Origin of the sequence: Microbacterium sp. Root53, from assembly GCF_001426925.1 — a bacterium.
Classification (GTDB): Bacteria; Actinomycetota; Actinomycetes; order Actinomycetales; family Microbacteriaceae; genus Microbacterium.
Genome location: NZ_LMFR01000021.1, coordinates 24,797 through 37,978 on the forward strand (window position 1 = coordinate 24,797; position 13,182 = coordinate 37,978).

Annotated in this window: 11 protein-coding genes; all 11 read left to right on the forward strand. The window is 71.1% G+C overall.

Going from position 1 to position 13,182, the window contains the following annotated elements; all coding sequences use genetic code 11:
• The first annotated feature begins 59 nt into the window (after positions 1 to 59).
• The 11 genes from ASD19_RS09195 to chvE all read left to right on the forward strand — a co-directional run bounded on the left by ASD19_RS09195 (position 60) and on the right by chvE (position 13,124).
• A complete protein-coding gene (locus ASD19_RS09195) occupies positions 60 to 653 on the forward strand; it encodes a YdeI/OmpD-associated family protein (protein WP_055991594.1) in 594 nt (197 codons plus the stop codon).
• A gap of 77 nt (positions 654 to 730) precedes the next feature.
• Positions 731 to 1,771 carry a LacI family DNA-binding transcriptional regulator gene (locus ASD19_RS09200; RefSeq protein WP_055991597.1) on the forward strand — a complete coding sequence of 347 codons (1,041 nt, stop codon included), beginning with the start codon at positions 731 to 733 and terminating at the stop codon, positions 1,769 to 1,771.
• Positions 1,772 to 1,913: 142 nt separating this feature from the next.
• On the forward strand, positions 1,914 to 3,545 hold the full coding sequence (locus ASD19_RS09205) for an FGGY-family carbohydrate kinase (protein WP_055991600.1): 1,632 nt from the start codon (positions 1,914 to 1,916) through the stop codon (positions 3,543 to 3,545).
• A gap of 33 nt (positions 3,546 to 3,578) precedes the next feature.
• Positions 3,579 to 4,274, forward strand: a complete 696-nt coding sequence (locus tag ASD19_RS09210) for an L-ribulose-5-phosphate 4-epimerase (RefSeq protein WP_055991603.1) — start codon at positions 3,579 to 3,581, stop codon at positions 4,272 to 4,274.
• Positions 4,275 to 4,306: 32 nt separating this feature from the next.
• Positions 4,307 to 5,818, forward strand: a complete 1,512-nt coding sequence (araA, locus tag ASD19_RS09215) for an L-arabinose isomerase (protein ID WP_055991606.1) — start codon at positions 4,307 to 4,309, stop codon at positions 5,816 to 5,818.
• A 118-nt stretch (positions 5,819 to 5,936) separates the two neighbouring features.
• Positions 5,937 to 6,944: a LacI family DNA-binding transcriptional regulator gene (locus ASD19_RS09220; protein ID WP_055991609.1), complete on the forward strand. Its 1,008-nt coding sequence runs from the start codon at positions 5,937 to 5,939 to the stop codon at positions 6,942 to 6,944.
• Between the two features lie 106 nt (positions 6,945 to 7,050).
• The gene (locus ASD19_RS09225; RefSeq protein WP_055991982.1) at positions 7,051 to 7,950 is read left to right on the forward strand and encodes a carbohydrate ABC transporter permease; all 900 of its coding nucleotides are present in this window, start codon (positions 7,051 to 7,053) and stop codon (positions 7,948 to 7,950) included.
• Positions 7,947 to 8,834: a carbohydrate ABC transporter permease gene (locus tag ASD19_RS09230; RefSeq protein WP_055991612.1), complete on the forward strand. Its 888-nt coding sequence runs from the start codon at positions 7,947 to 7,949 to the stop codon at positions 8,832 to 8,834. Before ASD19_RS09225 ends, ASD19_RS09230 begins: the two co-directional genes overlap by 4 nt.
• Positions 8,835 to 8,886: 52 nt before the next feature.
• Complete coding sequence (locus ASD19_RS09235; RefSeq protein ID WP_055991615.1) at positions 8,887 to 10,209, forward strand: ABC transporter substrate-binding protein; 1,323 nt, start codon at positions 8,887 to 8,889, stop codon at positions 10,207 to 10,209.
• 114 nt (positions 10,210 to 10,323) lie between these two features.
• The gene (gene arfA / locus ASD19_RS09240) at positions 10,324 to 11,835 is read left to right on the forward strand and encodes an arabinosylfuranosidase ArfA (protein WP_055991618.1); all 1,512 of its coding nucleotides are present in this window, start codon (positions 10,324 to 10,326) and stop codon (positions 11,833 to 11,835) included.
• A 128-nt stretch (positions 11,836 to 11,963) separates the two neighbouring features.
• Positions 11,964 to 13,124, forward strand: coding sequence for a multiple monosaccharide ABC transporter substrate-binding protein (gene chvE / locus ASD19_RS09245; protein ID WP_055991621.1), 1,161 nt, complete (start codon positions 11,964 to 11,966; stop codon positions 13,122 to 13,124).
• Positions 13,125 to 13,182 lie beyond the last annotated feature (58 nt).

The window sequence follows — 13,182 nt, forward strand, 5'->3', positions numbered from 1 at the left end:
ACACCGGCACCCGCGCTCCGGGAGCGGGGATGTCGGCGCCCCCCGCCTACCATGGCGCCATGACAGCCGAGGAGCGCCAAAGCGGCGCGGAGCTCGTCGTGGCGGATGCCGCGGCCTGGCGTGCCTGGCTCGACCGGCACGAGGACACGACCGACGGCGTCTGGCTGATCCTCGCGAAGAAGGGCACCACGTCGCCCACCTCGCTGACCTACGCCCAGGCGCTCGAGGAGGCGCTGTGCAGCGGCTGGATCGACGGGCGCCGCCAGAGCGTCGACCGCGCGGTCTTCCGGCAGCACTTCACGCCCCGGCGCCGCGCGTCGATCTGGTCGCAGCGCAACGTGGGCATCGTGTCGGAGCTGATCGCGCAGGGCCGGATGCGCCCGCGCGGGCAGGCGGAGATCGACCGGGCGAAGGCCGACGGACGGTGGGAGCGGGCGTACGCGGGACCCGCGACGGTGCAGGTCCCCGAGGATCTCGCGGCGGCGCTGACGGCGTCCGCCGGCGCGGCGGAGTCCTTCGCGCGGCTCAACGGGCAGAACCGCTACGCCGTCCTGCACCGGGTGCTGACGGCGCCCAGCGCCACCAGCCGCGCCGACCGGATCGCCAAGCTGGTCGCCATGCTCGAGAGGGGCGAGACGCCGTACCCGCAGTGAGCCCCGTCCCGGGCTCGGCCCGCGCCGCCGCTACGCTGGGTGCCCACACACCGTCGCGCATACGTGAGGAGGGACGCATGCCCGCATCCCGGCCGCCGTCCATGGCGGACGTCGCCGCGCGCGCCGGCGTCTCGCACCAGACGGTCTCCCGGGTGCTGAACGGGCACGCCTACGTCCGCCCCGAGACGCGCGACCGAGTGCTCGCGGCGATCGAGGACCTCGGGTACCGGCCGAACCAGGCGGCGCGCGCCCTCGTGACCGCGCGCACCGCGACGGTGGGCATCCTGACCGCGGCCACCACGCACTTCGGCCCGGCCAGCACCGTGCTCGCCATCGAGGCCGCCGCGCGGTCGGAGGGCTACTTCGTGTCGGTGGCGGCGCTCGCCGGAGACGACTCCGCCTCGGCGCGCGAGGTGCTCGACCAGCTCATGAACCAGGGCGTCGACGGCGTGGTCGTGGTCGCCCCGCTGGAGGACGTCGCCCGCCTGATCGACGACCTGGCCCCGGCCGTTCCCGTCGTCGTCGTCGCGGCGCGCCCCGACATCCCGGCCGAGACCAGCGTCCGCTACGTGTGCGTCGACCAGCACCGGGGCTCCTCGCTGGCGACCCGCCACCTGATCGAGCTGGGGCACAGCAGGATCGTGCACGTCGCGGGCCCGGACGGCTGGTACGACGCGGCGCGCCGCGTCACCGGCTACACCGAGGCGATGGCCGAGGCGGGGCATCCCGCGCGCACGGTGGCGGCCGAGGGATGGTCGGCCGACCGCGGATACGAGATCGGCCGCGCGCTCGCCGCCGAGATCGGCGGCGCCGACGGGCCGACGGCGATCGTCGCCGCCAACGACTACCTCTCGCTGGGGCTGCTGAAGGCGTTCTGGGAGAGCGGAGTGCGCGTTCCCCAGGACGTCGCGGTCGTAGGCTTCGACGACATCGACGGCAGCGGGTTCCTCGTCCCGGCGCTCACGACCGTGCGGCAGCCCTTCGCCGAGCTGGGGGAGGCCGCGCTCCGGGCCCTCCTCGACCACTGGTCCGCCGGCGCGGCCGCGTCGACCGGCGGCATGGTGGCGGTCATCCCGCCCGTGCTCGTCGTGCGCGACAGCACGGCTCCGCCCGCCTGAGCCCGCGGCTCCTTCACCCGCGGCGCGGGCCTGACGCGTGTTGCGCATATGTGAGCGCTAACATATGCTGACGTCCGGGCCGAACCGGCCCGACCTGGACGGATGACCCGGGCGAGGACGCCCGGCGGAACGGAGCAGTGCGATGTCGCATCCCGAGACGGCGGCCCCCGCGGCCGAGGCCCGAGCGGCGATCCTCGACGGCCGCACCGCGCTGGGGATCGAGCTGGGATCGACCCGGATCAAGGCCTGCCTCATCGGGACGGACGGCGGCGTGCTCGCCGTCGGCGGGCACGAGTGGGAGAACGAGCTCGTCGACGGGCTGTGGACCTACTCGCTCGACGCCGTGCGCGACGGGCTCCGCGCCGCGTATGCGGAGCTGGCGTCCGACGCCGAGCGCCGCCACGGCGCCCGCCCCGAGACGATCGGCGCGATCGGGGTGTCGGCCATGATGCACGGCTACCTGGCGTTCGATGCCGCGGGGGAGCTGCTCGTGCCGTTCCGCACGTGGCGCAACGTCAACACCGAGCGCGCCGCCGCGGAGCTGTCCGAGGCGCTGGCCTGCAACATCCCGCTGCGCTGGTCGGTCGCGCACCTGCACCAGGCGGTCCTGGACGACGAGGAGCACGTCGCGCGCATCGCGCACCTGAACACGCTGGCCGGCCACGTGCACGAGCTGCTCACCGGCGAGCGCGTGCTCGGCGTCGGCGACGCCTCGGGCATGTTCCCGATCGACCCCGCGACCGGCGACTACGACGAGGCCCTCATCCGGATCGCGGACGAGCGCCTCGCCGCGGCGGGCGCCCCGCACCTGCGGCTGCGGGAGCTGCTGCCGACGGTGCTGCCGGCGGGCGCGCCGGCCGGCGCGCTGACCGACCAGGGCGCCGCGCTGCTCGACCCGACCGGCTCGCTGCGCGCGGGCGCGCCGCTGTGCCCGCCCGAGGGCGACGCCGGCACGGGCATGGTGGCGACGAACGCCGTCACGCCGCGCACCGGCAACGTGAGCGCGGGCACGAGCATCTTCGCCATGGTCGTGCTCGAGCGAGCCCTGTCGCGCCCGTACCCCGAGATCGACGTCGTCACGACGCCCGCCGGCGACCCCGTGGCGATGGTGCACTGCAACAACGGCGCCAGCGAGCTCGGCGCCTGGGCCGGCGTGTTCGGCGAGTTCGCGGCCGCGATCGGATCCCCGGCGACGGGCGACGACGTGTTCGCCGCGCTGCTGCGGGGAGCGCTCGAGGCGGGCGCCGACGACGGGCTCCTGGCCTACAACCACCTGGCCGGCGAGCCGATCGCCGAGCTGCTCGAGGGGCGCCCGCTCTTCGTCCGCACGCCGGGCTCGCGCCTGACGCTCGGCGGGTTCTTCCGCGCCCAGCTGCGGGGCGTGTTCGCCACCCTGAGCCTCGGCATGCGCACCCTCGCCGACGAGGGCGTGGCGATCGACGCGATGTGCGCCCACGGCGGGGTCTTCCGCACCGCCGGGGTCGCGCAGCGGCTGCTGGCGGCCGCGGTCGAGGCGCCCGTGGTCGTCGGAGAGACCGCGGGAGAGGGCGGCGCGTGGGGCATGGCGGTCCTGGCCGCCTACGCCCGTGCCGTCGCCGACGGCGCGGCCGCGGGCCGCACCCTGGCCGCGTGGCTCGCCGACGCCGTGTTCGCGGGGGCGGCGACATCCGTGGCGGAGCCCACGGCCGAAGAGATCGCCGACCACCGCGCGTACCTCGATCGCTGGGCCGCCGGACTGGCCGCCGAGCGCGCCGCCGTCGCCGCCATCCGCTGACCGTTCCCGTTCCGATCCCACCTGGAGCCTCCGATGACCGCATCAGTCCCCGCCGCCATGCGCGCGGCCGTCGACGACGCCAAGGCCCGTGTCGCCGCCCTCCACGCCGAGCTGCCCCGCTGGGAGCTCGTGGTCTGGACCGCCGGCAACGTCTCGGAGCGCGTCCCCGGCGTGGACGGGCATCCCGATCTGCTCGTGATCAAACCCTCGGGGGTCTCGTACGACGAGCTCGACGCCGATGCGATCGTGGTCTGCGACCTCGACGGCGAACTCGTGGAGGGCACGCGGAACCCGTCGTCCGACACCGCCGCCCACGCGTACGTCTACCGGCACATGCCGCACGTCGGGGGAGTGGTCCACACGCACTCGACCTATGCCGCCGCATGGGCCGCGCGGGGCGAGGAGATCCCCTGCGTGCTGACCATGATGGCCGACGAGTTCGGCGGGCCGATCCCGGTCGGTCCGTTCGCGATCATCGGCGACGACTCGATCGGACGCGGCATCGTCGAGACGCTGCGCGACCACCGCAGCCCGGCCGTGCTGATGCAGAACCACGGCCCGTTCACGATCGGCCGCGACGCGAAGTCGGCCGTCAAGGCCGCGGTCCTCCTCGAGGAGGTCGCCCGCACCGTGCACATCTCGCGCCAGCTGGGCGAGCCGCTGGCCATCCCGCAGCAGGCGATCGACAGCCTCTACGACCGCTACCAGAACGTCTACGGCCAGCGCTGACGCGGCCGCCGAGCAACTCAGGAAGGACATCCATGAGCAAGCCCTATGCCGACCGCGAGGTCTGGTTCCTCACCGGCAGCCAGGACCTCTACGGCGAGGAGACGCTGCGTCAGGTGGCGGAGCAGTCGCAGGAGGTGGCGCGGGCGCTGGACGCGTCGGCCGACGTGCCCGCCACGATCGTGTGGAAGCCGGTCCTGAAGGACGCCGCCTCCATCCGCCGCGCGATGCTCGACGCGAACGCCGACGACCGCGTGCTGGGCGTGATCACGTGGATGCACACGTTCAGCCCCGCCAAGATGTGGATCGCCGGCCTGGATGCGCTCCGCAAGCCGCTGCTGCACCTCCACACGCAGGCGAACGTCGAGCTGCCGTGGGACAGCATCGACTTCGACTTCATGAACCTCAACCAGGCCGCGCACGGCGACCGCGAGTACGCGTACCTCGCCACCCGCCTGGGCGTCGCCCGTACGACCGTCGTGGGTCACGTGTCGAACCCCGCCGTCACCCGTCGCGTGGGCACCTGGGTGCGCGGCGCCGCCGGATGGGCCGCGACCCACGAGCTGCGCCTCGCCCGCTTCGGCGACAACATGCGCAACGTCGCCGTGACCGAGGGAGACAAGACCGAGGCGGAGCTCCGCTTCGGCGTCTCGGTGAACACATGGGGCGTGAACGACCTGGTCGCGGCGGTCGAGCGCGTGGCCGATGCGGACGTCGACCGGCTGGTGGCCGAGTACGAGGACCTCTACGACGTGGTCCCCGAGCTGCGCCGCGGCGGCGAGCGCCACGAGTCGCTGCGGTACGCCGCGAGCCAGGAGCTCGCGCTCGAGGAGTTCCTCGGCGGGATCGGCGCCAAGGCGTTCACCACCAACTTCGAGGACCTCGGGGCGCTGCGCCAGCTGCCCGGCATCGCGGTGCAGCGGCTGATGTCGAAGGGCTACGGCTTCGGCGCCGAGGGCGACTGGAAGACCGCCGTGCTCGTGCGGGCCGCGAAGGTCATGGGCGAGGGCCTGCCCGGCGGCGCGTCGCTCATGGAGGACTACACGTACGATCTCACGCCCGGCGCGGAGCTCATCCTGGGCGCGCACATGCTCGAGATCTGCCCGTCCCTCACCACGGCGAAGCCGAAGGTCGAGATCCACCCGCTCGGCATCGGCGGCAAGGAGGACCCGGTCCGCATGGTGTTCGACGCCGATGCGACCGAGGGCGCGGTCGTCGTGTCGCTGGCCGACATGCGCGACCGCTTCCGCCTCACCGCGAACGTGGTCGACGTCGTGGCGCCTCCCGCGCCGCTGCCGCACCTGCCCGTGGCGCGGGCCGTGTGGCGCCCGCGCCCGTCGTTCGACGTCTCGGCCGAGGCCTGGCTCACGGCCGGCGGCGCGCACCACACGGTGCTGTCGACCGCCGCGGGCGTCGAGGCGTTCGAGGTGTTCGCGGACATCGCCCGCTGCGAGCTCCTCGTGATCGACGAGTCCACGACGCGCCGCGGCTTCGCCGACCAGGTGCGCTGGAACGCCGCGTACCACCGCCTGGCCCAGGGGATCTGACGCCCTCGGCGACGGCTCGGGGTCTTCCGCACACGGATGCGCCCCGAGCCGGCGGATCCGCTGCGCCTGCATAGAATGCCGATGTCGGGCGAGAGGCCGCGGCGGAAGGCGAGGACGCATGTCGGTGACGATGCGCGACGTCGCCGACCGCGCCGGCGTCTCGGTCAAGACGGTGTCGAACGTCGTGAACGGGTTCGTCCACGTGCGGCCCGGGACACGGGCGCGCGTCGAGTCGGCGATCTCGGACCTGGGGTATCGGGTCAACGTCTCCGGGCGCAACCTGCGGCGCGGGCGCACTGGGATGATCGGGCTGGCGATCCCCGAGCTGCGCAATCCGTACTTCGCCGAGCTCGCCGACTCGTTCATGCGAGCGGCGGAGGCGCGTGATCTCGTGCTGCTGATCGAGCACACCGGGCCGATGGGAGAGCACGAGCTGGACGTGCTGCGCAGCGAGCGCCGCCAGCTCACCGACGGCCTGCTGTTCTCGCCCATGACCATGGATCCGGCCGACCTGTCGCCGTTCGAGGACCTCGACTACCCGCTGGTCATGCTGGGGGAGCGGGTGTTCGGTGCGCCCGTCGACCACGTCACGATGAACAACCGGGAGGCGGCGCGCGCCGCCACCCTGCACCTGGCGGAGCGCGGCTGCCGCCGCATCGCCGTGATCGGCGCGCACGTCGGCGAGCAGATGGGATCGGCGATCCTGCGCTTCGAGGGCTACCTGGCGGGTCTGGCCGAGGCGGGGCTCGAACACGACCCCCGCCTGGTCGGCGAGGCCGGCAGGTGGCGTCGTTCGACGGGGGCGGCCGCCATGGCGCGGATCCTCGACTCGGGAGCGCCCGTCGACGGCGTGTTCGCGATGAACGACGCGCTCGCGCTCGGGGCGCTCCACGAGCTGCACGAGCGCGGCATCGCGGTGCCGCGCGACGTCGCGGTCGTCGGATTCGACGACATCGAGGAGGGCAGCTACTCGGCCCCGACCCTGAGCTCGATCGCGCCGGGCCGGGAGCAGATCGCGCGCGTCGCCGTGGACCTGCTCATCGAGCGCATGGCGGGGGAGTCCCGCCCGCCGCGCCTCGTGGTCGCCGACTTCCAGCTCGTGCCCCGCGACTCGACCGCGCGCTGACCGCGTCCCCTTCGACGGGATGTCGGAACCCCTCTTGCGTCACCGATTTACATCGATGTAAAAAGAACCAGGTGACATGGTCGTCACCCTCACCGAGGAAGGCGCGATGAAGCGACTGCTGTACTCGAAGAAGGCCGCACCGTACCTGTTCGTGCTGCCGTTCGTGATCACGCTGCTGGTCTTCTGGGCCGTGCCGATCGTCCGCTCGTTCATGATGAGCTTCCAGGAGCTCCTGTACGGGCAGGCGACGTTCATCGGCTTCCGCAACTACGAGCGGATGGTCGGCGACCGCGTGTTCTGGCAGGCGGTGGGCAACAGCTTCCGCTACATGGTGCTCACCCTCGTGCTGCTGATCCCGATCCCGATGGTGCTCGCGGCGATCCTCAACTCCAAGATCGGCAGCCCGCGGATCAAGAACCTCTTCAAGGCGTCGCTGTTCGTCCCGGCCCTCACGTCCATCGTCGTCGCGGGCCTCGTCTTCCGCCTCATGTTCTCCGAGAGCGACTCGGCCATGGTGAACCAGGTGCTCGACTTCATCGGGTTCGGGCCCGTGCGGTGGCTGCGCGAGGACATCCCCGGCCTGATCGTCCTGCTCGTGCTGGCGCTGTGGCGGTGGACCGGCGTCAACACGATGTACTTCCTCGCGGGGATGCAGTCCATCCCGCGCGAGTACTACGAGGCGGCGGCCCTGGACGGCGCCGGGCGGATCAAGCAGTTCCTCCACATCACGGTGCCGAACCTGCGCCCGACCATCGTGTACGTCATCACGATCAGCATCTACGGCGGCCTCGCGATGTTCACCGAGAGCTTCATGCTCTACGCCGGCAACCAGTCTCCGAACAATCAGGGCCTGACCATCGTCGGATACCTGTACCGGCAGGGGATCCAGCAGAACGACATGGGCTTCGCCTCCGCCGTGGGCGTGGTCCTGCTCCTGGTGGTCCTCGTCATCAACGTCACCCAGCTCACGCTGACGGGCACGTTCCGGAAGGAGGCGACGCGATGACCGAGACGCGCGCGAACATCACCGTGATCGAGGGCGTGCGGCCGCCGCTGCCGTGGCCTCAGCGGTTCGCGGGCCTGATCCAGTCCGCGTTCCTGATCGTCATCGCGGTCATCGCCCTGATCCCGATCATCGCGATCCTCCTGGGCACGTTCCAGGACGGCGGATCCCTCATCCGCAGCGGCATCAGCTTCGCGATCGACTTCGGGTCCTTCGACCTGGACAGCTACCGCGTGCTGTTCACGGATTCCGGCGACTACTTCCTGTGGTTCTGGAACAGCCTGTGGCTCACCGCCGTGCAGGTCGTGCTGACCCTCCTGGTCAGCTCCTTCGTCTCCTACGGCCTCGCGATGTACGAGTTCCGCGGCAAGCAGGTCGTGTTCGTCGCCGTCCTGATCGTGATGACGGTCCCGTTCGAGATGCTGATGCTCCCGCTCTACATGCAGGTCAACGACTTCGACCTCGCCGACACGTTCACGGTGATCTGGCTGCCGTTCCTCGCCCACGCCATGACGATCTTCTTCTTCCGGCAGTACTTCCTCGGCGTGCCGTACGAGCTCGTCGAGGCGGGACGCGTCGACGGCGTGAGCGAGTTCGGCATCTTCTTCCGCCTGGTGCTCCCCATCGCGAAGCCGGCCATCGCCGCCATGGCGATCCTCAACGGGATGATGTGCTGGAACAACTTCCTCTGGCCGCTGCTGGTGCTGCGCAGCTCCGAGAAGTTCGTCCTGCCGATCGGCCTGAACGCGCTGCTGACGCCCCACGGCAACAACTACGACCTGCTCATCGTCGGCGCGTTCTTCTCGCTCGTCCCCATCCTCCTGCTCTTCCTCGCGTTCCAGCGCTACTTCATCGAAGGCATGACCGCCGGCGCGGTCAAGGGCTGACGACGCAAGACCCCACCCCCCCCGCACACAGCAACGATCGAAGGAGATCACCATGAACGCACGAAGGATCATCCCGATGGGGGCGGTTCTCGCCCTCACGGCCGGCGCCCTGGCCGGCTGCAGCGGCGGCGGCCAGGCGCCCACCGTGAATGAGGACGGCTCCACCGTCGTCGACATGTGGGTGTTCGCCGAGGTCCACGCCGCCTTCTACGAGGCGATGGCCGAGGCCTGGAACGAGGAGAACCCCGACAGCGCGATCGATCTCCAGATCACGGTGTACCCGTACGAGGAGATGCACAACAAGCTGCAGCTGGCGCTCAACGCCGGCGAGGGCCTCCCGGACGTCGTCGACATCGAGGTCAACAAGTTCGCGAACTTCGTGCGGGGCGAGAACCCGCCGCTGGTCGACCTCACGGAGGTCGCCGAGCCCTACGTGGACGACATCGTCCAGGCGCGCCTCGACCTCTACTCGAAGGACGGCTCGATCTACGCGTTCCCCACACACGTCGGGGCGTTCGTCGCGTTCTACAACACCGAGCTCCTCGAGGGCGCCGGCATCGACTACACCACGATCCAGACCTGGGACGACTTCAGCGCCGCGGGCCAGCAGTACAACGAGGCCACGGGCAAGGCGTTCGGCATCGCCGAGACCGGCGTGACGTTCGTCGAGCCGCTCATCACCGCGCAGCTGGGCGGCGAGTGGATGGACGCCGACGGCAACCCGCAGGTGGACAGCCCGGAGGCGGTCGAGACCATCTCGATGCTGCAGGAGATGCAGGAGGCCGGCGCGATCTCGACGATCCCCGGCGGCAGCCCGGACGACGAGCAGGCCTACGGCGCCATCAACAGCGGCGACTTCGCCGCGGTCGTGTACCCGGCGTGGTACACCTCGCGGTTCGTGGACTACATGCCCGACCTCGCCGGCAAGATCGCCATCGCGCCGGCTCCCGTCCCCGACGGCGCCGCGGTCAAGACGATCGGCGGCGGCGGCACCGGCACCGCGGTCATCGGCTCGTCGCCCGTCGCGGAGTTCGCGGCCGACTGGCTGGCGTTCGCGAAGCTCTCGCCTGAGGCCAACGTGGCCGTGTGGGAGGAGCTCGGCTTCGACCCCGTGAACATGTCGGTCTGGGAGGACGAGGCCGTCACCCACAACCCCGACAACAAGTTCAACCAGTACTTCCAGACGAACCTGTTCGACGTCCTGAACCAGGTGAAGGACGGCATCGGCCACTGGGAGTCCTTCTCGTCGCCGAACTGGCCCTCGGTCGACAACCTGTTCCGCACCGTGACGCTGAACGAGGCGTTCGAGAACAAGGTGCCGGCTCAGCAGGTCCTCGAGCAGGCGCAGACCGACCTCGAGAACGAACTCGGCTGATCCCGCCGGCCGGCGGCGCGTGCCTCCGCGCCGCCGGCCGGTCATCCCGACCACCTCACCGGCCGTCCGCGGCCGTCCCCTGCCGTGCATCCACCACCGAAAGGAAATCCCTCCATGCTGACCGCCTCCGTCACGGTCGACCCGGCCTTCACCGTCGGCCCCGTGCGTCCGCGCACCTTCGGCTCGTTCGTCGAGCACCTCGGGCGCTGCGTGTACACGGGCATCCACGAGCCCGGCCACCCCACGGCCGACGCCGACGGCTTCCGGGGCGACGTGCTCGAGCTCACCCGCGAGCTCGGGGTCACGACGGTGCGCTATCCGGGAGGCAACTTCGTCTCCGGGTACCGCTGGGAGGACGGCATCGGCCCGGTCGCCGACCGACCGCGGCGGCTCGAGCTCGCCTGGCACTCCACCGAGCCGAACCTCGTGGGCGTCGACGAGTTCGTGCGCTGGTGCCGGGCCGCGGGGGTCGAGCCCATGATGGCGGTCAACCTCGGCACGCGCGGCGTGCAGGAGGCGCTCGATCTGCTCGAGTACTGCAACGGCACGGGCGACACGGCCCTGGCGAACCTGCGTCGCGCCAACGGCTCCGAGGAGCCGCACGACATCCGGATGTGGTGCCTCGGCAACGAGATGGACGGCCCGTGGCAGATCGGCCACAAGACGGCCGCCGAGTACGGCCGGCTGGCGGCCGAGACGGCCCGCGCCATGCGGATGATCGACCCCGATCTCGTGCTCGTCGCGTGCGGATCGTCCGGATCGGGCATGCCCACCTTCGGCGAGTGGGAGCGCGTCGTGCTGACGGAGTCGTACGACCACGTCGACATGGTCTCCGCGCACGCCTACTACTACGAGGAGGACGGCGATCTCGCGTCGTTCCTGGCCTCCGCGGTGGACATGGATCACTTCATCGAGTCGGTGGTCGCGACCTCCGACGCCGTCCGCGCGGCAGGCAAGCACCGCAAGCGGATCGCGATCTCGTTCGACGAGTGGAACGTGTGGTACCAGAAGCGGGCCGAGTCCCACGTGCCCGAGGGCGACGACTGGCCCGTCGCGCCCGTGCTGCTCGAGGACAGGTACAACGTGGCGGACGCCGTCGTGGTGGGCGGGCTGCTGATCTCGCTGCTTCGCCACAGCGACCGGGTGCACGCCGCGTCGCTCGCGCAGCTGGTGAACGTCATCGCGCCGATCATGACCGAGCCGGGCGGGCGCAGCTGGCGGCAGACCATCTTCCACCCGTTCGCCCTCACGGCCCGGCACGCCGCGGGCGACGTGCTGCGGCTCGCGGTCGACACGCCCACGCACGAGACGGCGAAGTTCGGCGAGGTCGCGGCGCTCGACGCGGTCGCGACCCACGACCCGGCGACCGGCGACGTCGTGGTCTTCGCGGTCAACCGCTCGGTCGCGGACGAGCTCGAGCTCGCCGTGGACGTGCGGGGGCTCGGAGATCTGCGCATCGTCGAGGCGGTCACGCTGTCGAATCCGGATCACACCTGGCAGGCCACGGCCGACGATGCGGACTCGGTGGTGCCGGTTCCGAACGCGGGAGCGACCGCGGACGGCGCCCGCGTGAAGGCGGTGCTGCCGGCCGTGTCCTGGACGATGCTGCGACTCGCCACCAGCTGACGGTCGGGGGCGCCGCCGCGCCCGGGGGATAAAGTGCCTCGTGTGAACGTGCACACAGCCATGTGTGAGCGCTAACATGGTCCCACGCCGGGACGTCCCGGATCTCGAAGAAGAGAAGAGGCACAGCAATGAAGCGGACTGCGAAGCGGTTCACCCTCGCGACGGCGGCCACGGCCGGACTGGCCCTGGCGCTCGCCGGATGCGCCGGAGGCGGAGCGGGCGCGCCCGCGGGCGGCGGCGACACCGAGGCGCCCGAGGACATCACGGTCGGCGTCGCGATGCCGACCGAGACGTCGGAGCGCTGGATCGCCGACGGCGACGCCGTCAAGGCGGGCCTGGAGGAGGCCGGTTACACGGTCGATCTGCAGTACGCGGCCGACGACATCCCGACCCAGCAGCAGCAGATCGACCAGATGATCACGAAGGGCGCCGACATCCTGATCGTCGCCTCGATCGACGGCACCGCGCTGGCCAACCAGCTGCAGGCCGCCGCCGACCAGGGCGTGCCGATCATCGCCTACGACCGTCTGATCAACGGCACCGAGAACGTCGACTTCTACGTCACGTTCGACAACTACAACGTGGGTGTGCAGCAGGCGACGTCGCTGCTCACCGGCCTGGGCATCCTCGACGAGAGCGGCGCCGAGACGGGTGAGACGGGGCCGTTCAACATCGAGCTCTTCGCGGGTTCGCTGGACGACAACAACGCGCACTTCTTCTGGCAGGGCGCCATGGACACGCTCCAGCCCTACCTCGACAACGGCACGCTCGTCGTCCCCTCCGGCCAGACGGACATCGAGCAGGCCGCGACGCTGCGCTGGCTGCAGGAGACCGCGCAGAAGCGCATGGAGGACCTTCTCACGTCGACGTACGACGGCGGCGCGAAGGAGCTGCACGGCGTGCTGTCGCCCTACGACGGCCTCTCGCGCGGCATCATCACGGCCCTGCAGAACGCCGGGTACGGCCCGGACCAGGCCTCGGGCCTGCCGATCGTCACGGGCCAGGACGCCGAGATCGCCTCGGTGAAGCTGATCGCGGACGGCGTGCAGTACTCGACCATCTTCAAGGACACGCGCAAGCTCGCCGAGCAGGCGGTCGAGGCCGCCAAGGCGTACGCCGCGGGCGAGGAGCCGGAGGCCAACGACACCGAGACCTACGACAACCAGGTCAAGGTCGTGCCGTCGTACCTGCTCGAGTCGGACATCGTGGTGGCCGAGAACATCGAGTCGCTGCTCGTGGACTCGGGCTACTGGACCGCCGAGGAGATCGAGAAGGGCCAGTCGGACTGAGTCCGTCCCACCTCCCGACGATGCCCGCCGGACCCCGCTTCGGCGGGCATCGTCATCC

Excerpts from the sequence above, each read along its gene's own strand:
- ASD19_RS09195 (WP_055991594.1), top strand. The coding sequence starts at position 60 with ATGACAGCCGAGGAGCGCCAAAGCGGCGCGGAGCTCGTCGTGGCGGAT.
- ASD19_RS09200 (WP_055991597.1), top strand. The coding sequence starts at position 731 with ATGCCCGCATCCCGGCCGCCGTCCATGGCGGACGTCGCCGCGCGCGCC.
- ASD19_RS09205 (WP_055991600.1), top strand. The coding sequence starts at position 1,914 with ATGTCGCATCCCGAGACGGCGGCCCCCGCGGCCGAGGCCCGAGCGGCG.
- ASD19_RS09210 (WP_055991603.1), top strand. The coding sequence starts at position 3,579 with ATGACCGCATCAGTCCCCGCCGCCATGCGCGCGGCCGTCGACGACGCC.
- araA (WP_055991606.1), top strand. The coding sequence starts at position 4,307 with ATGAGCAAGCCCTATGCCGACCGCGAGGTCTGGTTCCTCACCGGCAGC.
- ASD19_RS09220 (WP_055991609.1), top strand. The coding sequence starts at position 5,937 with ATGTCGGTGACGATGCGCGACGTCGCCGACCGCGCCGGCGTCTCGGTC.
- ASD19_RS09225 (WP_055991982.1), top strand. The coding sequence starts at position 7,051 with ATGAAGCGACTGCTGTACTCGAAGAAGGCCGCACCGTACCTGTTCGTG.
- ASD19_RS09230 (WP_055991612.1), top strand. The coding sequence starts at position 7,947 with ATGACCGAGACGCGCGCGAACATCACCGTGATCGAGGGCGTGCGGCCG.
- ASD19_RS09235 (WP_055991615.1), top strand. The coding sequence starts at position 8,887 with ATGAACGCACGAAGGATCATCCCGATGGGGGCGGTTCTCGCCCTCACG.
- arfA (WP_055991618.1), top strand. The coding sequence starts at position 10,324 with ATGCTGACCGCCTCCGTCACGGTCGACCCGGCCTTCACCGTCGGCCCC.
- chvE (WP_055991621.1), top strand. The coding sequence starts at position 11,964 with ATGAAGCGGACTGCGAAGCGGTTCACCCTCGCGACGGCGGCCACGGCC.